Annotated in this window: 20 protein-coding genes; 9 read left to right on the top strand and 11 right to left on the bottom strand. The window is 62.4% G+C overall.

Features of this window, described 5'->3' with window-relative positions; genetic code table 11:
• Positions 1 to 14: 14 nt before the first annotated feature.
• Genes murF through mraZ form a run of 6 tightly spaced genes read right to left on the bottom strand, consistent with a single transcriptional unit; the run spans position 15 to position 6,574 of the window.
• Positions 15 to 1,442 (bottom strand): UDP-N-acetylmuramoyl-tripeptide--D-alanyl-D-alanine ligase, encoded by a 1,428-nt coding sequence (gene murF / locus Q1A91_RS06245; protein ID WP_299874473.1) that lies wholly within the window; start codon positions 1,440 to 1,442, stop codon positions 15 to 17.
• Complete coding sequence (locus Q1A91_RS06240; protein ID WP_299874470.1) at positions 1,439 to 2,920, bottom strand: UDP-N-acetylmuramoyl-L-alanyl-D-glutamate--2,6-diaminopimelate ligase; 1,482 nt, start codon at positions 2,918 to 2,920, stop codon at positions 1,439 to 1,441. Before Q1A91_RS06240 ends, murF begins: the two co-directional genes overlap by 4 nt.
• A gap of 16 nt (positions 2,921 to 2,936) precedes the next feature.
• Positions 2,937 to 4,724: a penicillin-binding protein 2 gene (locus Q1A91_RS06235; RefSeq protein ID WP_299874467.1), complete on the bottom strand. Its 1,788-nt coding sequence runs from the start codon at positions 4,722 to 4,724 to the stop codon at positions 2,937 to 2,939.
• On the bottom strand, positions 4,721 to 5,074 hold the full coding sequence (locus Q1A91_RS06230; RefSeq protein WP_299874464.1) for a cell division protein FtsL: 354 nt from the start codon (positions 5,072 to 5,074) through the stop codon (positions 4,721 to 4,723). Before Q1A91_RS06230 ends, Q1A91_RS06235 begins: the two co-directional genes overlap by 4 nt.
• Before the next feature lies 1 nt (position 5,075).
• The gene (gene rsmH / locus Q1A91_RS06225) at positions 5,076 to 6,065 is read right to left on the bottom strand and encodes a 16S rRNA (cytosine(1402)-N(4))-methyltransferase RsmH (protein WP_299876131.1); all 990 of its coding nucleotides are present in this window, start codon (positions 6,063 to 6,065) and stop codon (positions 5,076 to 5,078) included.
• A 5-nt stretch (positions 6,066 to 6,070) separates the two neighbouring features.
• Positions 6,071 to 6,574 (bottom strand): division/cell wall cluster transcriptional repressor MraZ, encoded by a 504-nt coding sequence (gene mraZ / locus Q1A91_RS06220; RefSeq protein WP_299874462.1) that lies wholly within the window; start codon positions 6,572 to 6,574, stop codon positions 6,071 to 6,073.
• A gap of 781 nt (positions 6,575 to 7,355) precedes the next feature.
• On the opposite strand from mraZ, the gene Q1A91_RS06215 reads away from it, so the two are divergent.
• Entirely contained in the window at positions 7,356 to 8,114 is a 759-nt protein-coding gene (locus Q1A91_RS06215) for a hypothetical protein (RefSeq protein WP_299874459.1), read from the top strand.
• 13 nt (positions 8,115 to 8,127) lie between these two features.
• Here the strand turns inward: Q1A91_RS06215 and Q1A91_RS06210 are convergent, their stop codons facing one another.
• A complete protein-coding gene (locus Q1A91_RS06210) occupies positions 8,128 to 9,201 on the bottom strand; it encodes an Mrp/NBP35 family ATP-binding protein (RefSeq protein WP_299874457.1) in 1,074 nt (357 codons plus the stop codon).
• Between the two features lie 114 nt (positions 9,202 to 9,315).
• Here Q1A91_RS06210 and Q1A91_RS06205 point away from each other — a divergent pair, with 114 nt between their 5' ends.
• Together Q1A91_RS06205 and Q1A91_RS06200 are read left to right on the top strand one after the other, a co-directional pair.
• Positions 9,316 to 9,537, top strand: coding sequence for a hypothetical protein (locus Q1A91_RS06205; RefSeq protein WP_299874454.1), 222 nt, complete (start codon positions 9,316 to 9,318; stop codon positions 9,535 to 9,537).
• 213 nt (positions 9,538 to 9,750) lie between these two features.
• A complete protein-coding gene (locus Q1A91_RS06200) occupies positions 9,751 to 9,963 on the top strand; it encodes a DUF1127 domain-containing protein (RefSeq protein WP_299874451.1) in 213 nt (70 codons plus the stop codon).
• A gap of 185 nt (positions 9,964 to 10,148) precedes the next feature.
• Here Q1A91_RS06200 and Q1A91_RS06195 read toward each other — a convergent pair whose 3' ends face one another.
• Complete coding sequence (locus Q1A91_RS06195; RefSeq protein ID WP_299874448.1) at positions 10,149 to 10,940, bottom strand: endonuclease/exonuclease/phosphatase family protein; 792 nt, start codon at positions 10,938 to 10,940, stop codon at positions 10,149 to 10,151.
• A 21-nt stretch (positions 10,941 to 10,961) separates the two neighbouring features.
• The gene (locus Q1A91_RS06190; RefSeq protein ID WP_299874445.1) at positions 10,962 to 13,421 is read right to left on the bottom strand and encodes an ATP-dependent helicase; all 2,460 of its coding nucleotides are present in this window, start codon (positions 13,419 to 13,421) and stop codon (positions 10,962 to 10,964) included.
• A gap of 182 nt (positions 13,422 to 13,603) precedes the next feature.
• On the opposite strand from Q1A91_RS06190, the gene Q1A91_RS06185 reads away from it, so the two are divergent.
• The 4 genes from Q1A91_RS06185 to Q1A91_RS06170 all read left to right on the top strand — a co-directional run bounded on the left by Q1A91_RS06185 (position 13,604) and on the right by Q1A91_RS06170 (position 19,594).
• Positions 13,604 to 14,797 (top strand): alpha-hydroxy acid oxidase, encoded by a 1,194-nt coding sequence (locus Q1A91_RS06185; RefSeq protein WP_299874442.1) that lies wholly within the window; start codon positions 13,604 to 13,606, stop codon positions 14,795 to 14,797.
• Positions 14,798 to 14,888: 91 nt separating this feature from the next.
• On the top strand, positions 14,889 to 18,326 hold the full coding sequence (locus Q1A91_RS06180; RefSeq protein ID WP_299874439.1) for a pyruvate carboxylase: 3,438 nt from the start codon (positions 14,889 to 14,891) through the stop codon (positions 18,324 to 18,326).
• Between the two features lie 360 nt (positions 18,327 to 18,686).
• Positions 18,687 to 19,070: a VOC family protein gene (locus tag Q1A91_RS06175; protein ID WP_299874436.1), complete on the top strand. Its 384-nt coding sequence runs from the start codon at positions 18,687 to 18,689 to the stop codon at positions 19,068 to 19,070.
• A 38-nt stretch (positions 19,071 to 19,108) separates the two neighbouring features.
• Complete coding sequence (locus Q1A91_RS06170) at positions 19,109 to 19,594, top strand: DUF2244 domain-containing protein (RefSeq protein ID WP_299876129.1); 486 nt, start codon at positions 19,109 to 19,111, stop codon at positions 19,592 to 19,594.
• A 33-nt stretch (positions 19,595 to 19,627) separates the two neighbouring features.
• On the opposite strand, the gene Q1A91_RS06165 is transcribed toward Q1A91_RS06170, so the two are convergent.
• Positions 19,628 to 20,086, bottom strand: coding sequence for a GatB/YqeY domain-containing protein (locus Q1A91_RS06165; RefSeq protein ID WP_299874432.1), 459 nt, complete (start codon positions 20,084 to 20,086; stop codon positions 19,628 to 19,630).
• 193 nt (positions 20,087 to 20,279) lie between these two features.
• Between Q1A91_RS06165 and carA the strand changes: the two genes are divergently transcribed.
• Together carA and Q1A91_RS06155 are read left to right on the top strand one after the other, a co-directional pair.
• On the top strand, positions 20,280 to 21,449 hold the full coding sequence (carA, locus tag Q1A91_RS06160; protein ID WP_299874429.1) for a glutamine-hydrolyzing carbamoyl-phosphate synthase small subunit: 1,170 nt from the start codon (positions 20,280 to 20,282) through the stop codon (positions 21,447 to 21,449).
• Positions 21,450 to 21,552: 103 nt separating this feature from the next.
• Positions 21,553 to 23,595 carry a glycosyltransferase gene (locus Q1A91_RS06155; RefSeq protein WP_299874426.1) on the top strand — a complete coding sequence of 681 codons (2,043 nt, stop codon included), beginning with the start codon at positions 21,553 to 21,555 and terminating at the stop codon, positions 23,593 to 23,595.
• A gap of 152 nt (positions 23,596 to 23,747) precedes the next feature.
• Here the strand turns inward: Q1A91_RS06155 and Q1A91_RS06150 are convergent, their stop codons facing one another.
• On the bottom strand, positions 23,748 to 24,407 hold the full coding sequence (locus Q1A91_RS06150) for a GntR family transcriptional regulator (RefSeq protein WP_299874424.1): 660 nt from the start codon (positions 24,405 to 24,407) through the stop codon (positions 23,748 to 23,750).
• Between the last annotated feature and the right edge of the window lie 97 nt (positions 24,408 to 24,504).

The raw sequence follows: 24,504 nt of genomic DNA, 5'->3' as shown, positions 1-24,504 counted from the left end.
GCTTTGCACCCTTATTATGTTGTCTCAACCGGATGGCCCATTTTGCGGATGGCGTCAACAATGACGCCCAGTTTCATCGACAGCGATCCCTTGGCCAGCACCACGTCACCGGAATCGAGATGGCTGCGCAAACCGCTCAGGGCTTCGGCGGATGTGTCAAACCACAGCCCGCGCTGATGCTCCGGCAAAGCCTCAAAAAGCCCCTTCATCAAGGGGCCGATGCAATGCACCTTGTCCAGCGCCTGAACGGAAGGCAGATCGCCAAGCGCGCGATGCAGCGCTTCGGCCTCCGGTCCCAACTCCTTCATATCACCCAGAAAGGCGATCCGGCGGCCCTTGCTGACCCGGCCAATGTCATGGGTCACAGAGGCCGCGGCCAGCACCTCAAGGGCGGCGGCCATGGACGTGGGGTTGGCGTTATAGCTGTCGTCGATCAGATCCAGCGTCAGGTGCCGCTCCACCGGATCAAGCACGATGGTCTCGCGCTGGCCCCGGCCCTTGTAGGGTTTCCAGCGGCCAAGGGACTGCGCGGCAAGGGCCAGATCCGCCCCCAAAGCCTGCACCACGGCCAGCGCCCCCAGCCCGTTCATGGCAAAATGCCGTCCGGGGCTGGCGATCTTGAAAAGCAGCGGCGTGCCATCGGCATCGGCCTGCACCACGGTGGCTGCGTCCTGCAAACTGACGGATTTCAGTTTGAAATGATGGCCATGTTCGCCAAATTCCACATCGCGCAGGCGGCAATCCACGGCGCGGGCCATCAGGACGGCGGCGTGTTCGATATCCGCGTTGATCACCGCCACCCCGCCGGGTTTGACGCCGTCAAAGATCGAGGCTTTTTCAACGGCGATGCCGGTCACATCCTCAAACGCCTCCAGATGGGCGGCCGCCACGGTGGTGACTATGGCCACATCGGGTTGTGCCATCTTGGCCAGGGGGGCGATCTCTCCGGGGTGGTTCATGCCGATCTCGATCACGGCGTATTCGGTACCCTCTGGCATCCGTGCAAGCGTCAGCGGCACGCCCCAGTGGTTGTTGTAGCTGGCCACGGAGGCATGGGTGCGACCCTGATCGGACAACATCGCCAGTAGCATTTCCTTGGTCGATGTCTTGCCGACGCTGCCGGTAACGGCGGCGACCTTGGCTTGCGTGCGCGCACGCGCGGCTTGGCCCAGAGCCTCCAGCCCCGAGAGTACATCCTCCACGATCAACAGCGGCGCATCCTCAGCCACATCATCCGGCACGTGTGAGACAAGCGCCGCCGCGGCCCCTTTCTCCAAGGCCTGCGCCACAAATTCATGCCCGTCGCGCTGGTCCTTGAGCGCCACGAACAGATCGCCCGGCTCCAGCGTGCGCGTATCAATCGACACGCCCGTGCAGGACCATGTGCCGACCGCCTCTCCGCCCGTCGCCGCTGCCGCTGCCTCAGATGTCCAAAGGGTCATGCCAGCCTCCCGTCCAGCGCGGCCACGGCCACGCTTGCCTGTTCCGCGTCATCAAAGGGCAGCACATCATCGCCCACGGTCTGCCCGGTCTCATGCCCCTTGCCCGCGATCAACAGCGCGTCGCCGGGGCCCAGCGCATCAACGCCGCGCAGGATCGCTTCGGCCCGGTCGCCGACTTCCACCGCGTCCGGCGCGCCGTCCAGCACGGCGGCGCGGATCAGGGCGGGGTCTTCGGAGCGCGGATTGTCATCGGTGACGATCACCTGATCGGCATTGCTGGCCGCCGCTTCGCCCATCAGCGGGCGTTTGCCCGGATCGCGGTCGCCGCCAGCCCCGACGATGGCCACCAACCGGCCCATCACATGCGGGCGCATCGCGGCCAGTGCCGTGGCAACCGCATCAGGCGTATGGGCGTAATCCACAAAGACCGCCGCGCCATTGTCGCGTGTGGCGGCCAATTGCATCCGGCCGCGCACGGTGGTCAGGTGGGGCAGCGTGTCGAAAACATCCGCAGGGTTGCCGCCACAGGCAATGACCAGCCCCGCCGCGAGCAGCACGTTTTCCGCCTGAAAGCCGCCGATGAGGTTCAGCCGTTTCTGAAAGCTCTTGCCGCGCCAGTCAAAGCGCAGGTCCTGCCCCGTCGAATCAAAGCGTTGTGCAATCAGACGCAGATCACCGCCGTCGCGGCCCACGGTGATCACCTCACAGCCGCGCGCCTTGGCGATGGCGGCCATGTCCATGCCACGGGTGTCGTCGATGTTCACCACCGCCGTGCCGTCTTCGGGCAGGACATGGGCAAAGAGCCGGGCCTTGGCGTCAAAGTAGGCCTCAAACGTTTCGTGATAGTCGAGGTGGTCCTGGGTGAAATTGGTGAAGCCTGCGGCTTTCAGCGTCACGCCGTCCAGTCGGCGCTGGTCCAGCCCGTGGCTGGAGGCCTCCATCGCGGCGTGGGTGATGCCAGCGGTTGCGGCCTCTGCCAGGGTGCGGTGCAGGGTGATGGGTTCGGGCGTGGTGTGGGCCAGCGGGGCTGTCCATGCGCCTTCCACGCCGGTGGTGCCCAGATTGACGGCCTCCAGCCCCATCTCGATCCAGATCTGCCGCACGAAGGTTGAGACGGAGGTTTTTCCATTCGTCCCCGTCACCGCAATCATCGTGGCGGGATGGGCGCCGGACCAGAGCGACGCGGTCAGCGACAGCGCTTCGCGCGGGGCGTCGGAGATGATCAGGGCGGCACCGCTCTCTGCAAGCGCGTCGGCGGCAAGGGCGGCCCCTTCGGCATCGGTCAGAATCGCGGCAGCGCCCATGCGCAGGGCGTATTGGATGAATTCCCCGCCGTGCACCCGGCTGCCGGGCATGGCGGCGAAGAGATACCCGTCCTTGACCGCGCGGCTGTCCACGGCAATGCCGGTGATTTCAGGATTTGCCCCGCCCCGTGCTGTCAGGCCCAGAGAGGAGAGTGAAACGGCACGGGCGGTCATGGTGCGAAACGCTTTGTCAGTTGCTGCTGGTCAGCGTTAACACAGCCGTGTCGAGAGGTTCAACTGTGGGCCGCACGCCCAGCAGGGGGGCAATCCGGCGGACCATTTCGGCAGCCACCGGCACGGCTGTCCAGCCCGCTGTGCGGCGTGGTTTTTTACCCGAGGTTTCAACGGGTTCGTCCAGTGTCACGATCAGCACGTACTTGGGATCATGGGCCGGAAACATCGAGGCGAAGGTAGCGATCACCTTGTCCTCATAATAGCCGCCGCGCCGCTTGGGTTTGTCGGCTGTGCCGGTTTTGCCGCCGATGTGGTAGCCTTCGACTTCCCCAAAGCTCGCCGTGCCTTCGGCCACAACCGCGCGCAGCATCTTGCGCGCGTCCGATGCGGCGCGCGCCGACATGACCCGGTCGCCCATTTGCGGGCTGGTCTGTTTGAGCAACGTCGGCTTGACCTTGAAACCACCATTGGCAATCGCGGCATAGCCTGCGGCCAGATGCATGGGGCTGGAGGACAGCCCATGGCCGTAGGAGATGGTTACGGAAGACAGTTCCGTCCACTTCTTGGGCAGAAGGGGTTTGCCGCCGGAGGCTTCGACAATCTCAAAGGGCGTGTGCTCAAAGAAACCGAGGCTGCGCAGGAAATCCTGCTGGCGTTTGGCGCCGATGTCCATGGCCATCCGGCCTGTGCCCCGGTTGGAGGATTTGACGATGATGTCCGACACGGAGATCTTGCCGTAGTTCTTGTTCTGGAATTCACCGATGCGGAAGCCGCCCACTTTCATCGGGCCTTTGGTGTCGATGATCGTGCCTGCATTCACCAGCCCCAGATCAATGGCCTGTGCGGCGGTGAAAATCTTGAAGACGGAACCCAGTTCATACACCCCCTGCACCGCCCGGTTGAACAGCGGGCTGTCAGAGGCGTCCCCTTCGGTCAGCACACGCGGGCGGTCGTTGGGGTCAAAATCCGGCAGGGAAACGACAGAGATCACTTCCCCGGTTTTGACATCCATCAGCACCGATGTGGCGCCTTTGGCGTTCATCAGCTTCATGCCGCCATGAAGCACCCGTTCGGAGGCGTCCTGCACCGTCAGATCCAGCGACAGTTGCAGCGGTTTACCTGCATTGGCCGGGTCGCGCAGGTAGTCGTCGAAATACCGCTCTGCCCCGGCCACACCGATCACTTCGGCGGCATGCACGCCTTCCTTGCCATAGCTTGCCCCGCCCAGCACATGGGCGGCGAGCTTGCCGTTGGGATAAAGACGCATGTCACGCGGCGCAAACAGCAGGCCAGGATCGCCGATGTCATGCACGGCCTGCATCTGCTCTGGGCTGATTTTCTTTTTGATCCACAGGAACTTGCGCTTGCCGGTGAAGTCCTTGACCAGACGTTCTTCTTTCAGGTCAGGGAAGATCGCGACCAGTTCTTTCGCGGCGCGGCTGGGGTCGACCATATGCCGCGGCTGGGCATAGAGCGCATGGGTGTCGAAGTTCGTGGCCAGCAAATGGCCGTTGCGGTCCACGATGTCCGCACGGGCGGCAGAGATGATGGCACCGGGCGCATGGGCGCGCGGCTCCACCGGTTCGTTGGTGGCCAGAAGCCCCATCCGGGCGCCGACCACGGCAAAGGCCGCAAAGAAGAACACGCCCAGCACCAACAGCCGCCCTTCGGCGCGCTGGCGGGAGGTGTCGCGCATCTGCTCATGCCGGATGCGTTTGTTTTCACGTTCAATCGCGTCGGGGTTCTGGCCCTTTTGACGGGCGTCCAGAATGCGGGCCAAGGGGCGCAGGGGGGTGCGGATCATTGGGAAACCTCCTCAGCTGCCATGGAAGACACTTCGACGGAATTGACGATGTCCAGCAGGGGCGGTGCGGGATAGCTGACCTGGTCGATCTGCCCGAATTGGTCGGGGCGCAGTTCCATCAGGCTCAGCCGCTCATAATTGATCATCACCAGATCGCGCAGCCGGTCGGGGCGGTTCTGGTAGGCCCATTCGGCGCGCAGCACCGCCAGCCGGGAATGCGCCGACCGGATGCCATCACGCAGCTTTTCCGTCTCGCTCAGCGCTTGCTGGGTCGCGTAGTTTTCGCGGTAAGCCCAGAAGGCGAGGCCAATCACGGCCAGAGAGGTCAGGATATAGAGAAAAGCGCGCATGTTATCTCTCCTTACGCATCGGCATGCCGATGGTCTTTGGGTCGGTCGTGCCCGCCGGGGCGTCGGTGCGGATGGCCACGCGCAGCTTGGCAGAGCGGCTGCGGGGGTTCTGGGCCAGCTCTTCAGCGTCCGGGCCGATGGCTTTGCGTTTTTCCACGCGGAAGGCGGGGGCCTCCCGTTGGGTTTCGGGCGCAAAGCGGTTGGCGTTGCCGCCGCCGCCGGAGCGCGCGGTGAGGAAACGTTTGACCATGCGGTCCTCGACCGAATGGAAGGTCACCACGGCCAGCTGTCCGCCGGGTTTGAGGGCGCGTTCAGCGGCCATAAGGCCTTGAAACAATTCCTCATATTCCGCGTTCACCGCGATGCGCAGGGCCTGGAAGCTGCGGGTGGCGGGGTGTGACTGGCCGGGTTTGGCGCGGGGCAGGCACCCCTCGACCAGCCTGGCCAGTTCGAGCGTGGTGGTGATGGGCGCGTCTTCGCGGGCGCGCAGGATCGCTTTGGCAATCCGCCTGCTGGCGCGTTCTTCGCCGTAGAGGAACAGGATGTCGGCCAGTTCGGTTTCCTCGGCCGTATTGACCAGATCGGCGGCAGAGGGGCCGTCCTGGCTCATCCGCATGTCCAGCGGGCCATCGCGCATGAAGGAAAAGCCGCGTTCGGCCAGATCAAGCTGCATGGAGGACACGCCAAGGTCGAGCACAACGCCATCAAGATCCTGCGCGTAGCTGTCCATTCTGGAAAAGACGCCACGTTGCGGGGTGATGCGGTCGCCGTAGGTGTCGATCCACCCCGCCGCCATCTCAAACGCCAGCGGGTCGCGATCCACGGCAATGACGCGCTCCGCCCCGGCTTCCAGCAACCCAAGTGTATAGCCGCCCGCGCCGAACGTGCCGTCAAGCCAGACGCCCCGCACAGGGGCGACCGCCGCCAACAGGGGGCGCAGCAGAACGGGGATATGGGGAGCAGAGGGATCAGAAGTGGCCGCAGCAGCCATGGTCATCACTCCTCCCGCGCGCGGTCTAGATAGACCAGCGGGTCAAAATCGTCAGGCAGATCGTCCAGCCACTCTTCTTCCTTGGCGCGCTCGACCGTGTCGTAGGTCTGAGGCTTCCAGATCTGGAAAGTGTCCCCTGCGGCGATGAAAAACGCCTCGCCCTCAAGGTCGATCTTCTGGCGCAATTTGGCAGGCAGCACCAGACGCCCGGTTTCATCGACGGAGGTCGGGAAGGACTGGCCGTGAAACAGCCGTTGCAGCATTTTCCGTTCCATGGAGCCGCGCGGGAGGGCGTCGATCTTGTCGTCGACCTCATCAATGGCGTTCATGGTGTAACATTCAAGATAGGCACGGCGGTGGTCGCCATAGACGATGACAAGTTCAGGCGTTTCGCCGGATTTCCAGTTCGGGTCGCCCGCCTCCAGCACACGCCGAAAAGAGGCTGGTATGGATACCCGCCCCTTGTTGTCGACCTTGTGGTGGCTTTCGCCTCTGAACCTGCGGCTCACTGTGTTGTTCCTGCCTGCGCGTGATGCGCCCGTTGTCTGTTGCGCCCCCGCGCTGAAATGCCTGTCCCCGTCCCGTGTTCGGGTGTTTGAAATGGAAACGGCGGGTTGATCTGCTGCCACTGATCAATCCGCCGTTTCGCCCCGCTTGGCGGGTAAGTCCGACTGCGCGCGCCACCTGGGGGGATGTCTGCTCGCCCGCGCGCCGGATCTCCTGGTCGGTGAAATCTGGGAGCCTGTATGAAACCTGCTCAGGTTTTTATTGGTTGGGGTCGTTTGGTGCCCCGTGTCCCGTTTTCATCCGATGCACTAGGGATGCCATGGGAAAACGTGGGCGTCTACTGTTTTTTTGGGAAAATGAGGGAAAGAGCGTGCTTCCACCATCGAGAAACGATAGCTGAAATGGGAGAATTCATGCTGAAAAACGCTCAAGTTGCGTTTTTGTCTCTTATGCCATCAATATGTGGTAGGAGATGCAGCCAATGAAATTCTTCCCGTGAATTCCCACTTATTTGCCTCCAATACACAGCATTCACCAAGTGTTCTACACTTGTTCTCATTTCATACAAGGAAAACCGCTGCTTCGCTGCCAGAAAACTGATTCGCATGGCCCTGAACCCAGACCCATCACACCATTTCCCATGCACTTCCCATACATTCCCACCCCTCTTCCCATGGTGTCCCATCGGCTGCGCGCGCCCTGACCGGTGCAGCTTCACCCTTTCAATGTCTTGATTTGACCACACAGCCGTCGCACAACCCCTCACGACCAGAGGAGAAACCGATGACCAACGCCCCCGCCCTGTTTTCACACGCGCTGCGGATGTTCTTTCACGATCCCGCCGTTACCCTGCGGGTCTTGATGCCGGGCCTGCTGCTGATTTTCGCCTCTTCCGTGGGGATGGCGTATTTCATGCCGGACCAGATGTGGTCCCCCACCCTCACCCCCGATCAGGTCGAGATGATCGACCCTTCTGCCCTGGGTGGCGTTGCATTAGCAGCCTTTGCGGGACTGGCGGGCTATGTGCTGACCGCGATCTTCTGGCACCGCCATGTGCTGCTGACGGGGGAGGCGCGGGAAACGGCGCTGTTTCCCGGCATCGGCGTGACGATGGGGTATGTCTGGCGTGTGATCCTTGTCGCGATTGTGCAATTTCTGGCAGCCCTGCCCATTCTGGCGGTTGCGGGTGCCGTGGCCACGGCGCTGTCCACCCTGCTGGCGGGGGTGTTGGCGGGAATCGTGTTTTTCTGGATCGCCCTGCGGATCAGCCTGATCCTGCCTGCCGCGGCCATGGGGCGGAAGATGAAGATCGCCGAAAGCTGGAACGCAACAGCGCCAATGTCGAACGATCTGTGGGGCCTTGCGGCAATGCTGGGGCTGTTGTCAGCAGTTGTTGCGCTGGTCGTCGGTGGCATGACCGCACCGGGGACCGGCACCAACGTCTGGCTGCAAACGGCCAGCTATGTTGTGGAAGGGCTGATTTCGATCTCCATCCTCACAACGCTGTATGGCCACCTGATTGAAGGGCGGCCACTGGGTTAGCGTTTATGGCAGTTCAGGCCATGCCGCCCCGGATCAGCCCATCAGCGATCTGCGCATAGGCTTTGGCCATCGGGCTGTCGCCTGCGGCCACCGGCGTGCCCCCGTCCCCGGCAAGACGTGTTTCCAGATCAATCGGCAGGTTCCCCAACAGCGGCACGCCCATCTTCTCAGCCTCCGCCGCGACACCGCCATGGCCGAAGATCTGATGCTCTGACCCGCAATTTGGGCAGACAAAGAGGGACATGTTTTCAATCAGCCCCAGAACCGGGGTTTTCAGCGTGGCGAACATGTCCAGCGCCTTGCGCGCATCAATCAGCGCCACGTCCTGCGGGGTGCTGACGACAATCGCGCCGGTGAGCTCGGATTTGGTGCAGAGCGTCAGTTGCACGTCACCGGTGCCGGGTGGCAGATCCACCAGCAGCACGTCCAGTTCGCCCCATTCCACCTGCCCCAGCATCTGTTGCAAGGCCCCCATCAGCATCGGGCCACGCCAGACGACCGCCTTGCCTTCTTCCATCATGAAGCCGATGGACATCAGCGTGACCCCATGCGCCGTCAGGGGAATGATCGTCCTGCCGTCCGGTGACGCGGGCCGCTTGTTCACGCCCATCATGCGCGGCTGGCTGGGGCCGTAGATGTCGGCATCCAGCAGGCCGACCTTGCGCCCTGCCCGCGCCAGCGCCACCGCAAGGTTGGAACTGACCGTGGATTTGCCCACGCCGCCTTTGCCCGACCCGATGGCGAGTATGCGCTGCACGCCGCTGGGTTTGCTTGGCCCTTCCTGCGGCTTGGGGTGGCCGCCGATTTTCAGCGACGGCGCTGCTGGCGCCTTGGGTGCGGGGCCATGAGCGGTCAGGGCAACAGTCGCCCGCGCCACACCGGGCAGGTCAGCGACGATCTTTTCCGCCGCATCGCGAATGGGGCCCATGGCCTTTGCCGTCTCCGCATTGGGCGCTTCGATGACGAACCGCACCACATCGCCTTCAATCATCAGCGCCCGCACCATGTCGTGCGCCATCAGGCTGCGGCCATCGGGGAGCAGCACCCGTGCCAGTTCGGATTCGACTTGTTCTTTGGTAACGGCCATCTGCGCCCCCTTTACTGATGCCTTTCAAATGGCAGGTTCACGCGGCGGCGCAAGGGGAGCGGGGCGATTTGCCTCAATTTTAGGCCCGATGCCCAGCCGTTGCACAAAGACACCATGTTCTTGCTGCATAGCAGCATTGCAAAACTAATCATTGTGCAACCGCAGCATTTGTCTAAATATGAGGGCACAGGAGCGGACCTTCCTCCCGATTACGCCGCTCCTAAAGAAAGACCAGACGATCTCAACCTCCTCCCGAGATTGTTTGTTTTTGGCGGCGACATCTACCTCCTCCCTGATGTCGCCGCCCTTTTTCTTTCAGCCCCCCCGTTTCTTTGATCCCACCCCCCCGATGGCCAGCTGACGCCTGCTTGGTTTACGTGCGGTTAACGTGTTTCCCGTTTGATAACAAAGTGTTGAACAGATCCACTCCTATGCACGGCCTGCATATCGGGAATGCGCCAACGGATGTTGTTTTGCGATTTTAACGGCGTATATGCCCTTCAGACGATGCGAACAGAAACAAACATTTTATCCGAACGAGGCGCCAAAATGGCATATCTGAACCAAACAACCGCACAGCAGTCTTCTTTCATGGCACGCGTCATGTCCGCTTTCGATGGCATGGTAACCCGCTTCCAGCGGAACCGCCTGTACCGTGAGACTTTCAATGGCCTGAACGCCCTGACAGACCGTGAACTGGCCGATCTGGGCTTGCACCGCTCTGAATTGCCCCGCGTGGCATGGGACGCGGTCAACCGCTAACAGCTTTCAACCCTCTCGGGTCCTCCCTCCCGACGGGTCTGATTGTCCCATGTGCCCCTCTCCTCCCTGAGCCGCACATGAGGACACCGCCCGAAGCAACACCCCCTTCGCTTCGGGTCAATACAAGAACAGCGGCACCTTCCTCCCAAGGTGCCGCTGTTTTTCGTTTCAGGACACAGGCGCGGTCAGAGCGTCAGCACAAGCGGACAGTGGTCAGAAACCTCCGGATCATGGATCACGTCGAACCCTGTGACGGCGTTGGTCTCATTGACCAGCATGTAATCGGCAAACCGGCCCGGTTTCTGGTAATGGGACGTGCGGGTCGTGGTGAACCCGCGCGTGGTGACAAGATCGGTCAAGCCCCCCTGCCCCAAAATCGCCAGCGATTCACTGTCCGGCTCAACATTGAAATCACCGCAAACCACTGTGACGTCACCCGGTTCCGTCACCTGATCCGACAGCGCAAGCAGCCTGCGCGCCTGTGTGGCGCGTTCAGGTGTGTCCATTTTCCCGCGCAGATCCCGCAGCCCATGCATGTGTGTGACGCCGACGGCACGGCCCGCAGTCTCATCATACACCCGGACGCCATGGGCCGAGCGGGAACGCGGGTGATCGCCATAGCCGTTGTGGCTGTATTCCTTGTGCACAAAGCCCTGCGCCTGCCCGATAATAGGGAGCGATTTGTGCACAAAAGTCGCCAGCCCCCATTGCGAGGGCACAGACCTGTCCCCGTCCCAGAGCACACCCTGCGCGGCAGGGCAGAAGGTGGCCGTGTGCGCAGGCAGGGCTTGCGCAACATCGCGAAAGAAATTCGCCCGCTGCGGCAGGACGTGATCCCCGTCGCGGTAGGTCAGCCAGTCCTGTTCCGAGGCGGGCGTGTGCACGACTTCTTGCAGGCACAGGATGTCAGGCGTGGCGGTTTGAAGATAGGCCAGCAGCACCTCATGCAGCTTGCCGCCCCACCCGTTGAGCGACATTATCTGCATGGTGCTGGCTTTCTAGAAGGGGACGTCATCGCAGCCCGTCAGGAAACGTGAGACGACTTTCTTGGTGCCCGCTTTCTCAAATTTTATCTCCAGCTTGTCGCCTTCGATCCCGATCACCGCGCCATAGCCGAACTTCTGGTGGAACACCCGTTCCCCCATGGTGAAGCTGGAGACGGCATTCATATCAATCGTGACGTTGCGGTTTTCCTTGGGCTGGCTCATCCCCCGTTCACCCGACCGCGCCTGCAAGCGCCGCCAGCCGGGGGAATTGTAGACATTCGCCTCCGCCGCCTGTTCGTGCAGGTTGCTTTTCGGCATCGCCGCACCAAAGCCGCCGCCGTAGAGACCGGGAGGGGTGAGCACGTCCACGTGTTCCTCTGGCAGTTCGTCGATGAAACGGGACGGCATGGCGGATTGCCACTGGCCAAAGACCATGCGGTTGGCCACGAAGGAGATGGTGCAGATCTCCTCCGCCCGCGTGATGCCCACGTAGGCGAGGCGGCGTTCCTCCTCCAGCCCCTTCAGCCCGCTTTCATCCATGGAGCGTTGGGAGGGAAACAACCCATCTTCCCAGCCCGGCAGGAAGACCGCCGGAAACTCCAACCCCTTGGCCGCGTGCAGGGTCATGATGGAGACTTTCTCCCCATCGCCTTCCTGCTCGTTGTCCATGATCAGGCTCACATGTTCGAGGAAGCCTTGCAGGTTCTCGAACCCTTCCAGCGCCTTGACCAGTTCCTTGAGGTTCTCCAACCGCCCCGGCGCTTCGGGGGTTTTGTCGTTTTGCCACATGCCGGTGTAGCCGCTCTCATCAAGGATGATCTCGGCCAGTTCGATATGGCTTGTCTCTGGCGGCGCATATTCCATGCGTGTGGCGGGGCCGGTGCCATCATCCAGCACGGTATCGTCCTGTATCTCCCGCAGGGGTCCGCGCAGCATGCCGGACCAGCGTTCGATGCCGTCGATCAAGAGCCGCAACTGCGCAGCACCCTTCCCTGTCAGGCCGTTTTCCGCCAGCAGGATGCGCGCGCCTTCAACAAGGTTCACCCCATTTTGGCGCGCGCAGACCTGTATCTTCTGCTGCGCCTTGTCGCCCAAGCCGCGCTTGGGCGTGTTCACAATCCGCTCAAACGCCAGATCGTCGTCCGGGCTGGTCACGACCCGGAAATAGGCCATGGCATCGCGGATCTCCAACCGTTCATAAAAGCGCGGCCCGCCAATCACCTTGTAAGGCAGGCCGATGGTCAAAAAGCGATCCTCAAAGGCGCGCATCTGATGAGAAGCGCGCACGAGGATCGCCATGTCATCCAATGACATCGGGTCCATGCCCCGCGTCCCGCGCTGTGCCGCTTCGATCTCATCCCCGATCCAACGCGCCTCTTCCTCCCCGTCCCAATGGCCGATCAGGCGAACCTTCTCGCCCTCTGTCTCTTCCGTCCAGAGCGTCTTGCCCAGCCGCCCTTCATTGCCCGCAATCACCCCCGATGCCGCGCCAAGGATATGCGGGGTGGAGCGATAGTTCTGCTCCAGCCGCACCACATGGGCACCGGGAAAGTCGCTTTCAAACTTCAGGATGTTGCCGACTTCCGCGCCGCGCCAGCCATAGATCGACTGGTCATCATCGCCCACGCAACAGATGTTCTTGTGCCCGCTGGCCAGCAGCCGCAGCCACATGTACTGGGCCACGTTGGTGTCCTGGTATTCGTCCACAAGGATGTACTTGAACCAGCGCTGATAGCGTTCCAGCACATCCGGGTGGTTTTGAAAGATCGTCACCATATGCAGCAGCAGATCGCCGAAATCGACAGCGTTCAGTTCGATCAGACGGCGCTGATACTGGGCATAAATCTCAACCCCGCGATGGTTGTACGCGCCTGCATCCCCCGTCGGCACCTTGTCCGGCGTCAGCGCGCGGTTCTTCCAGCCGTCGATGATCCCCGCCAGCATCCGCGCCGGCCAGCGTTTGTCATCAATCCCTTCGGCCGCCACCAATTGCTTCAACAGCCGCAGTTGGTCATCTGTGTCCAAAATCGTGAAATTTGACTTAAGCGTGCGTGCAGGCCCCTCCACAACGGCATCCGCGTCGGTGACGCTGATCAGCTCCGCATGCCGCCGCAGCAGCTTCACACAGATCGCATGGAACGTCCCCAGCCAGCGCATCCCCTCAACCTGCTGGCCCAGCATCCCGCCCACGCGGTTCTTCATCTCCCGCGCGGCCTTGTTGGTGAAAGTAACCGCCAGGATCTCATTCGGCTGCGCGCGCCCGGTGTTCATCAAATGCACGATCCGCGCTGTCAAAGCCTTGGTCTTACCCGTGCCGGCACCCGCCAGCATCAGGACCGGCCCGTCCATCTGCTCCACCGCGGCACGCTGTGCGGGGTTCAGCCCCTCCAGATAAGGCTGCGGCCGCGCCGCCATCGCCCGTGCCGACAGGGAAGCCCCTTCAAAGGCGTCCATTTCATCAAAACCGCTCATGCCATCACCCTGCTCATGGGCCGTAACCTAGAGGGATTCCCGCCAAAGGAAAACCCATGTTCTCATAACGTTCCGCAGCTCTTTTTGGCCAGAAATATCCCTGCACAACGCCTGCCCCAAGCGCATCGACGCGGGTGTGCTGCCGCGCTGGACAATCCGCGCAAGAAACGGGCAAATGCGCCATGGACCTGCACGCCACCTATCCCGCCCTTGCTGACCTGCGCGCCCGCGCGCAAAGACGCATCCCGCCGTTTGTCTGGGAATACCTCGACAGCGGCACCGGGAAGGAAGCCACCAAGGCGCGCAACCGCACCGCCCTTGACCGCATCGGGCTGATGCCCAGCGTGCTGCACGGCGAAGTCACACCAGACCTGTCGACCCCATTCCTCGGAGACACCCTGCCCCTGCCCTTCGGCATCTCGCCCATCGGCATGTCGGGCCTGATCTGGCCCGGTGCCGAAGGCCACCTCGCGCGTGCAGGCCGCGATCACAACATCCCCTACTGCATCTCCACCGTCGCCACCCAAAGCCCCGAGGACATCGCGCCGCATCTCGGCCCCCACGCCTGGTTCCAGATGTACCCGCCCCGCGATCCGGAGATCCGCCGCGACATGCTCGCCCGCGCCAAAGCCGCAGGTTTCACCACCCTGATCCTTACCGTGGATGTGCCCACCGCCTCCCGCCGGGAACGACAGGTCCGCTCGGGCCTGACCAACCCGCCGCGCCTGACCCCGCGCCTGCTGGCACAAATCGCCACCCGCCCCGCCTGGGCGTGGGAGACCGCCAAACGCGGAATGCCCCATATGCGCGGCCTCGACAAATACACCGATGCCGCGAGCGAAGGCCTCTCACCCACCGCCCATGTGGGCTACCTGCTGCGCACGGCACCCGACTGGGACTACGTCAAATGGCTGCGTGACGCCTGGGACGGACCGTTCATCGTCAAAGGCATCCTCAAACCGCAAGACGCTGAAAAACTGGACAAAATGGGCAGTGATGCCATCTGGATCTCCAACCATGCCGGCCGCCAGTTCGATGGCGCGCCCGCCAGCATCGACGCCCTGCCTGCCATCCGCGCCGCCACCAAACGCCCGCTGATCTTCGACAGCGGCATTGAATCCGGCCTCGACATCCTGCGCGCGCTGAGCCTGGGCGCAGACTTCGTCATGCTCGGCCGCGCCTTTCACTTCGCGCTGGGGGCCTTGGGCCGCACCGGTGTCGACCACCTCATCGACATCCTCGCCAAGGACATGGCCGCCAACATGGGCCAACTGGGTGCTGCCACCCTCACGGAGCTGCCCCCCGCATTTGACCTGACCACCAACGCCCCCTTCCAAATGGTTCAAAAACCTCCCCGAAGGGCTGAAATCTCCTAAATCCCCGCGCACCACTTCCGTAGTGCTGGGTATTGCGCTGCAGCGCCGCATGCCTAGACTGCGCTCACTTTAGACCTGCCAAGGAATCCACATGCCCGAATTCAACAAAGTCATGATCGCCAACCGCGGCGAAATCGCCATCCGCATCATGCGGGCTGCCAATGAAATGGGTAAAAAGACCGTGGCCGTCTATGCCGAGGAAGACAAGCTGGGCCTGCACCGGTTCAAGGCCGATGAAGCCTACCGGATTGGCGAAGGGCTGGGGCCGGTGGCGGCCTATCTGTCGATTGATGAGATGATCCGTGTGGCCAAGGCCTCGGGCGCGGATGCGATCCATCCGGGCTATGGGCTTTTGTCGGAAAACCCTGATTTTGTAGATGCTTGCGCACAGAACGGGATCACCTTCATCGGCCCCAGGGCAGAGACGATGCGCGCTTTGGGCGACAAGGCCAGCGCGCGCCGGGTGGCGATGGAAGCGGGCGTGCCGGTGATCCCGGCAACGGAAGTGCTGGGCGATGACATGAAAGCCATCGCCAAGGAGGCCAAGGAGATCGGCTATCCCTTCATGCTCAAGGCCTCCTGGGGCGGCGGCGGACGCGGCATGCGGCCCATTTACGATGAGAGCGAGCTCGAAGAGAAGATCCTCGAAGGGCGGCGCGAGGCCGAAGCGGCATTCGGGAATGGCGAGGGCTATCTGGAGAAGATGATCCTCAAGGCCCGCCATGTGGAAGTGCAGATCCTGGGTGACAAACACGGTGAGATTTACCATCTTTATGAGCGCGATTGCTCCGTCCAGCGGCGCAACCAAAAGGTGGTGGAGCGGGCGCCCGCCCCGTACCTGACTGAGGAACAACGTACTGAAATCTGTGACTTAGGCCGCAAGATCTGTGCCCATGTGAACTACGAATGCGCCGGCACCGTTGAGTTCCTGATGGATATGGCGGACGGGAAATTCTACTTCATCGAAGTGAACCCGCGGGTGCAGGTGGAGCATACTGTGACCGAGGAAGTCACCGGCATCGACATCGTGCAGGCGCAGATCCTGATTGCCGAAGGCAAGACGATTGCCGAAGCCACGGGCAAGGCATCACAGGACGAGGTGCAGTTGCACGGCCATGCGTTGCAGACCCGGATCACCACCGAAGACCCGCAGAACAACTTCATCCCGGACTATGGCCGCATCACGGCCTTCCGCGAGGCCACGGGCATGGGCATCCGGCTGGACGGCGGCACGGCCTATTCGGGGGGGGTGATCACGCGGTATTACGACTCGCTGCTGGTGAAGGTCACGGCCAAGGCGCAGACGCCGGAACTGGCGATTGCGCGCATGGACCGCGCGCTCAGGGAATTCCGCATCCGGGGGGTGTCGACAAACATCGCTTTTGTCGAGAACCTGTTGAAACACCCCACTTTTCTGGACAACACCTATCACACGAAGTTCATTGATGAGACGCCGGAGCTGTTCCAGTTCAAGATGCGCCGCGACCGGGGCACGAAGGTGCTGACTTATATCGCTGACATCACTGTGAACGGCCATCCGGAGACCAAGGATGTGCCCCGCCCTGCTGCGGCGCGCGCGCCCCGGCCACCTGAATGTCTGGAAGAGCCGCGCATGGGCACGCGCAATCTGCTGGAGCAGAAAGGCCCGCAAGCCGTGGCCGACTGGATGAGCCAGCAGCGGCAGTTGCTGATCACCGATACAACCATGCGCGACGGGCACCAATCCTTGCTGGCCACGCGGATGCGCAGCCATGACATGATCAAGGTCGCCCCGGCCTATGCTGCTAATCTTCCACAACTTTTCAGCGTGGAGTGCTGGGGGGGCGCGACTTTTGATGTGGCCTATCGCTTCTTGCAGGAATGCCCCTGGCAGCGCCTGCGCGACCTGCGCGAGGCAATGCCGAATGTGATGACGCAGATGCTGCTGCGGGCCTCGAATGGGGTGGGATATACCAACTACCCCGACAATGTGGTGCAGCATTTCGTGGCCACAGCGGCCAAGACGGGCGTCGATGTGTTCCGCGTGTTCGACAGTCTGAACTGGGTTGAGAACATGCGCGTGGCGATGGACGCGGTGATTGATGCGGGCAAGATCTGTGAGGGGACGATCTGTTATACGGGCGATATCTTTGACCCGGATCGCGCGAAGTACGACCTGCAATATTATGTTTCCATGGGGAAATCCCTCAAGGCGGCCGGTGCACATGTGCTGGGGTTGAAGGACATGGCGGGGCTCTTGAAACCGGCGCAGGCCCGCAAACTGGTGAGCACGCTGAAGGCCGAAGTCGGGCTGCCGATTCACTTCCACACCCATGATACGGCGGGCATTGCCTCGGCCACGATCCTTGCCGCCTCGGAAGCCGGGGTGGATGCGGTGGACTGCGCGATGGATGCCTTCTCTGGCAATACCTCGCAGGCCACTTTGGGGTCGGTTGTGGAGGCGCTGAGGCATACGGATCGGGACACCGGGATCGACATGAAGGTCGTCCGGGAAATGTCTGATTACTGGGAAGAAGTACGGTCCCAATACGCCGCATTTGAAACCGGGATGCAGGCGCCGTCCTCGGAGGTTTATCTGCATGAGATGCCGGGGGGGCAATTCACCAACCTCAAGGCGCAGGCGGCCTCACTGGGGCTGGACGAACGCTGGCCCGAGGTGGCGCGGACCTACCGGGATGTGAACCAGATGTTTGGGGATATTGTGAAGGTGACGCCCTCGTCCAAGGTTGTGGGCGACATGGCACTTATGATGGTTTCCCAAGGGCTTACACGGGAGGATGTGGAAGATCCGGGCACGGATGTCGCCTTCCCTGACAGCGTTGTCGACATGATGCGCGGCAATCTGGGACAGCCGGAGGGGGGCTTCCCGGACGGGATCGTCAAGAAGGTGCTCAAGGGCGAAGAGCCGAACCTTGAACGGCCCGGCAAACATCTCGCCCCGATTGATCTGGAGCAGACGCGCAAGGACCTGTCCGAAGAGCTTGAGGGCAAGGCCATCGACAATGAGGATCTGTGCGGTTACCTGATGTATCCAAAGGTTTTTTTGGATTACATGGGGCGTCACCGGACCTATGGACCCGTGCGCACCCTGCCGACGCCAACGTTCTTTTACGGGATGGAACCGGGGGAGGAAATCTCGGCCGAGATTGATCCCGGCAAGACGCTGGAAATCCGCATGCAGGCCGCCAGCGAGACCACGGAAGACGGTGAAGTTAAAGTGTTTTTTGAGCTCAACGGCCAGCCGCGGGTGATCCGTGTGCCCAACCGTTTGGTCAAATCCACCACAGCGCAGCGGCCCAAGGCGGAAGCCGGGAACGACAACCACATCGGCGCGCCGATGCCGGGGGTTGTGGCCTCTGTCGGGGCGGTTGTGGGGCAGCAGGTGCATGAGGGCGATCTGCTGCTGACGATCGAAGCGATGAAGATGGAGACGGGCATTCACGCGGAGCGGGATGCGGTGGTGAAGGCGGTGCATGTGCAGGCCGGCGGGCAGATTGACGCGAAGGATTTGCTGGTTGAGTTGGAGTGACCGCGCAACGGGTTAACAAAGGTTAACGCGTTGAATGGCGCGAATCGGGGTTAACGGGCTTATTTTGTGGGGCTTGGACGGTGCACGGGGCGTACACAATGCGTGCACAACCTGTACACCGGTTGTGGCACAGAAGGCAGGGTTAACGGCGCGTGCGGTGGTGCGCAGCGGGGTTTGTTAATGTTTGGGCGGCTCGTTTTCTGACGCAGAAAACGGTCAGAATTTTGCGAAAATTCTGGGTGTGCCGCTGTCCTGGTGGAATGACGCGGATGTTGACGCACTACGCCTGCCACTGGACCCGGAAAATGCGCCATTTTCCGACCGTTTTCCGCGCCGGAAAACGTGGCTTTGGAGGACGATATGAAACTCTCTGCCCTGACCCTGATTGTCCCCGACTATGACGCGGCCATTGCGTACTACTGCGAGGTTTTGGGCTTCCACCTGACCGAGGACATCGACCAGGGCCACAAACGCTGGGTCCGGGTCACGCCACCCGGTGGCGGCACCGGGTTCATTCTGGCGCAACCGGGCGATGATGCCCAACGCGCGGCCATTGGCCGCCAAGGGGCGGGACGTGTCTGGCTGTTTCTGGAAACGGACGACTTTGACAGGGATTACAAAGCCCTGTCCGCCAAAGGTGTGGTGTTTGAGGAAACCCCGCGCCATGAGACCTATGGCACCGTTGCCGTTTTCCGCGACACATTCGGCAACCGCTGGGACCTGATCGGCCCTGCACCAACCTGACGCATTGCACGGCCTGCGCCATGCGCTATTTTGGCCCCATGCCCTACGAATGGACCACCGCCCCCGAGGCCCCCCGACAGGAGATGCGCCTTTGGCCGCATCAATCCCTGCCTGCGCGGGGGTTTGCGGCTTTTGTGCTGGCGACCTTCACGATGATCCTGATCCCCACCTTCACACTGCTGGGCACAACCCTGCTTTGGGGGATGCTGCCCTTTGTGCTGGCTGCGGTCGGGGGCATCTATGTCGCCCTGCAAAGCAACCACCGGGCGCGGCAGATCGAAGAGGTGCTGACGCTGGACAGCGACACGGCGCATCTGGTGCACACCACGCCCAAGGGTGAGGTGAAGGAATGGGACTGCAACCGCTATTGGGCGCGGGTGACCAAATACGAAAAGGACGGACCGGTGCCGCACTACGTCACGCTGAGCGGCCACGGGCGCGAAGTGGAGATTGGGGCGTTTCTGAGCGAGGAAGAGCGGATCTCGCTTTATGACGATCTGGCGCGGAGCCTGCGGCGCGCGTGAGCTTTAGGTTCGGCCTGTACTGCGCTGTTTTCCCTAGCTCAAACGGTCTTTGACCATGGGGCCGACTTTGCCGAAATCCATCTGCCCGGTGTATTGTGATTTGAGCGCGCCGATCACCTTGCCCATGTCGCGGATTGATTCTGCGCCGATGTCGGCGATGGCTTTTTCCACGGCGGCGGCGGTTTCATCCTCGGACAGCTGGCGGGGCAGGAATTCCTCGATCACTTCGATCTCTGCCCGTTCGTGTTCGGCCAGATCAAGGCGGCCGCCCTCTTCATAGGCGCGCGCGGATTCGAGGCGTTGTTTGGCCATTTTGCCAAGGATCGCAAGCACTTCGCTTTCGGCCACGCCGTCGTCGTTGCCGGTGGCACGGGCGGCGATGTCCTTGTCCTTGATCGCGGCATTGATCAGCCGCAGGGTGGAAAGCCGATCAGCGGCCTTGTCCTTCATCGCCTGTTTCAGGGCGTCTGTGATGCGGGTGCGCAATGTCATGGCGTTGGATCCTTGGACCGGGTCATTTCAGGCGAGGACCATAGCGGCAGTGCCGCTGTGGTGCAATGGCTGGCGCGGGAGGGTAAGTGCATGTTTTGAAAGAATATCTCATTTGCCGCGCCCCCTTGACCCGCCGCCCCCGCACAAGTAGGTATGCGACCGTTTACCTATACCAGATGTCGGAGGCTGCCCCATGACCGCGCCGGTTCCCACCCACCCCACGGCTTGCCTTGCGCTGGCGGATGGGTCGCTGTTTTACGGGGCCGGTTTTGGCGCCACGGGCCAGACGGTGGCTGAGCTGTGTTTCAACACGGCGATGACCGGCTATCAGGAGATCATGACGGACCCGTCCTATGCCGGTCAGGTGGTGACTTTCACCTTCCCGCATGTGGGCAATGTGGGCACCAACCCCGAAGATGACGAAACTGGCGATCCGGTGGCGGCCGGCATGGTGGTCAAGTGGATGCCCACGGACCCTTCGAACTGGCGCAATGTGCAGCATCTGTCAGAGTGGCTGGCGGCACGGGGACGGATTGCCATTGGCGGCATCGACACGCGGCGTCTGACGCGCGCGATCCGGCAACAGGGTGCGCCGCATGTGGCGCTGGCCCATGATCCGGACGGGAATTTCGATATCGAGGCGCTGATTGCCGCTGCCCGCGGCTTTGCAGGGCTGGAAGGGATGGATCTGGCCAAGGATGTGACCTGCGCGCAGAGCTATCGCTGGGACGAGATGCGGTGGGCCTGGCCGGATGGCTATGCACCACAGGAGGCCCCCCAGCACAAGGTTGTGGCAGTGGATTACGGGGCGAAGCGGAATATTCTGCGCTGTCTGGCCTCGGCGGGGTGTGAAGTGACGGTATTGCCGGCCTCTGCCACCTATGAGGATGTGATGGCGCATGCGCCGGACGGCGTTTTCCTGTCCAACGGACCCGGTGATCCGGCGGCGACGGGTGAATATGCGGTGCCGATGATCAAGGATGTGCTGAACAAGACGGATCTGCCGGTCTTTGGCATTTGTCTGGGCCATCAGATGCTGGCGCTGGCGCTGGGTGGCGACACCATCAAGATGAGCCACGGCCATCATGGTGCCAACCATCCGGTGAAGGACAATGACACGGGCAAGGTTGAGATTACGTCGATGAATCACGGGTTTGCGGTGGATGCGCAGAGCCTGCCGGAGGGTGTGATCGAGACACATGTGTCGCTGTTTGACGGCTCCAATTGCGGCATCCGGCTGGACGGGCGGCCGGTGTGGTCTGTGCAGCACCACCCCGAAGCCTCCCCCGGACCGCAGGACAGTTATTATCTGTTTGAGCGGTTTGCGGCGGCGATGGCGGAGCGCACAAAGGCGCCTGCCTGATTGTCAGGACTGGTTGACAGGGTCGGCGTAAAGTTTCTGTTAACCAACGATTAACCCGACTCGCGGATGTTCACCTTACATTAAGATGTAAGGCACATGTGACATGAGTAACCTCCGGCTGCACCTCTCTGATCCGCAGGCTGCGGTCGTCCCCCCCAGACATGAAGCGCTTGGCCGGTTGCTGGTCGAACATGGGGCGATCTCGGGGCCTGATCTGGTGCATGGGCTGGCGTTGCAACGGCACATCGACGCGCCGGTGGGCGAGATTCTGATCGCGGAGGGGCTGCTGGGGCGGCAGGATATGCTGAGCGCGCTGTCGCGCCAGAACGGGGCGCAGTTTGTGGATCTGTCGCTTGATCCGCCGTCAAAGAGCCTGCGGCGTTTGCTGCCTGCCTCTTTGGCGTTGCAGTTCCGCGTGGTGCCCTGGCGTCTGGTGGGCGGCGCGCTGCTGGTGGCGACGGACAACCCGGCGCAGTTCAAGCGGCTACGGGCCTGTATGGCCAATGCGGATGTGAAAATGCTGCCGGTGATCGCGGATGCGACGCAGATCCGGCATCACATCAGCCGATTGTATGGCGATGAGCTGGCGCGCAAGGCGGCCAAGCGGGTGCCGGCCCATGAAAGCTGTCGGGCCTGGGGCGGTCAGAGTGTGAAGCGGCGGGTCTGGGCGGGGGTTTGTGCGGCGGCGGTGCTGACGGCGCTGGTCCTGAGCCCCTTGTGGACGCTGACGGTGATGATCCTCTGGGCGGTGCTGACGCTGGTGATGAGCACGGGGCTGAAAGCCGCGGCGTTTGTTGCGATGTTTTTTGGGCCCAAACAGCACAGCGGGCCGCGACCGGGCAATGCGCCGGATGCCTTCCGGCTGCCGCGAGTGTCGATGCTGGTGCCGCTGTTGCGGGAAAGGGAGATTGCGGGGGCGCTGATCACCCGGCTGTCGCGGCTGACATACCCGAAATCGCTGCTGGATGTGATGCTGGTGCTGGAAGAAGGCGATACCGTCACGCGGGAGACGCTGGCGCGGACCGACCTGCCCCCCTGGATCACGGTGATTGAAGTGCCGGAGGCGAACCAGCTCACCACCAAGCCGCGCGCGCTGAACTATGCGCTGGATTTCTGTCGGGGGACAATTATCGGGGTTTGGGATGCGGAGGATGCCCCCGAGCCGGATCAGATTGAGCGGGTCGTGAGCCGCTTTCAGCAGGCGCCCGCCAAGGTGGCCTGCCTGCAAGGGGTGCTCGATTACTACAACAGCCGGAGCAACTGGCTGTCACGTTGTTTTACAATCGAATATGCAAGCTGGTGGCGGGTGATCCTGCCGGGCATCGCAAGGCTGGGGCTGGTCATTCCGCTGGGCGGGACGACGCTGTTTTTCCGCGCGGACGTGCTGAAACATCTGGGCGGGTGGGATGCGCATAATGTCACCGAAGACGCCGATCTGGGGGTGCGGCTGGCGCGCCATGGCTATGTGACGGAACTGTTGCCGACGGTGACATTTGAGGAAGCCAACTGTCGGGCGTGGCCCTGGGTGCGGCAACGCTCGCGCTGGCTGAAGGGGTTTCTGATCACCTGGTGCGTGCATATGCGGCGTCCGGGTGTGTTGCTGAAGGATCTGGGGCTGTTGCGGTTTCTGGGGGTGCAGACGATGCTGCTGGCGACGTTTTCGCAGTTTCTCTGCGCGCCCTTGCTGTGGTCGTTCTGGCTGGCGCTGGCGGGACTGCCGCATCCGGTTGCCCTGACGCTGGGGAGCGGCGTTTTGTGGGGGCTGGCGGGGCTGTTCATCCTGTCGGAGGTGCTGAACCTGCTGATCGCCTGCGTGGCGGTTTCCCGCCCCGGCCACCGGCATTTGCTGGGCTGGACGCTGACCCTGCCTGCGTATTTCCCGCTGGGCACGCTGGCGGCATTCAAGGCGGTCTATGAGTTCATCTCCAGCCCGTTTTACTGGGACAAGACCCAGCACGGGATCGCCCAGACGGAAATCCCGGAGGATGTGGCGGCTGCCGGGACGGATGCCCGTCGGGTTGCGGTTGTGCTGCCTGCGCCGGAACCCTCGTGGGTGTCGGTGCGCAGCAATCGGGGGCGGGAAGCGAATGTGAATGGAGTGGAGCCGGGGGCGGGTCGTCGGGCTCGGGCTGCGACACATATGTAGTGTCTGGCTGGACCGGTGTGCAGGGATATTTAAGGCCAAAAAGAGGGGCCAGGGCGGTGGCAAGGCAGCGGGCCGCGTGCAGGTTTGAAGGGTGCAGGCACAGGGCGGTGAAGGGGGGAGCGCCCCTGCCCCGCCTGTACTTTTTGCGACGGTTACGGGTGCGCTTCGGTTTCCAGCCGCGCGGCTTCCTGTTTCAGGCGGGTGACAAAGGCCACGGAGATATGGGCGCGCAGTGCTTCGTCCGCGCCATCCTCGTCACGGGCCTCGATCATGGAGACGATCTTGTCATGCTCGGCCTGTGCGATCTCTCCCCGGCCTTCGGCGGCCAGCGACGTGGTCGCCATCAGCGCCATGGAGCGGTAGACCAGATCAAGCTGCTGGACCAGATAGCGGTTGTGGGAGGCCAGATGCACCTGTTTGTGGAAGCGCCGGTTGGCGCGGGCCAGTGCATTGGAATCGTTGATCAATGCGTCATCGGCGGTGACCATTTCGCGCAGCACGCGGACCTCTTCGGGGGTGGCGTGGCGGGCGGCAAGGCGGGCGGCGAGGCCTTCGAGTTCGCCGCGCACCACATAGAGTTCGGCGGTCTGGTTGTGATCGAGCGAGGCCACGATCAGGCTGCGGCCATCGCGCGCGAGCAGGGATTGGGTTTCCAGCCGTTGCAGCGCTTCGCGCACGGGCGTGCGGGAGACGCCGAAGCGTTCGGCCAGCTCGCTCTCCACCAGACGGTCGCCGGGGCGGTAGGTGCCTTCGTCAATCGCCTCCAGGATCATTGTGTAGGCGTCGGTGGGTCCGGGTTTTGGTGCAGCCATGTCTGAACTTCCTTTGAATGGCGATACCTTAGCGCGGAAGACCTGATGCGCAAGAGTGGTGGCGGTTGCGTCCCTGCCCGCTTGCGCCTACCACGGG

The organism is uncultured Sulfitobacter sp., assembly GCF_947500075.1.
GTDB lineage: Bacteria > Pseudomonadota > Alphaproteobacteria > Rhodobacterales > Rhodobacteraceae > Sulfitobacter.
The sequence above is the reverse complement of the archived record's forward strand: the minus strand, read 5'-3'. Positions and strand labels throughout refer to the sequence as shown.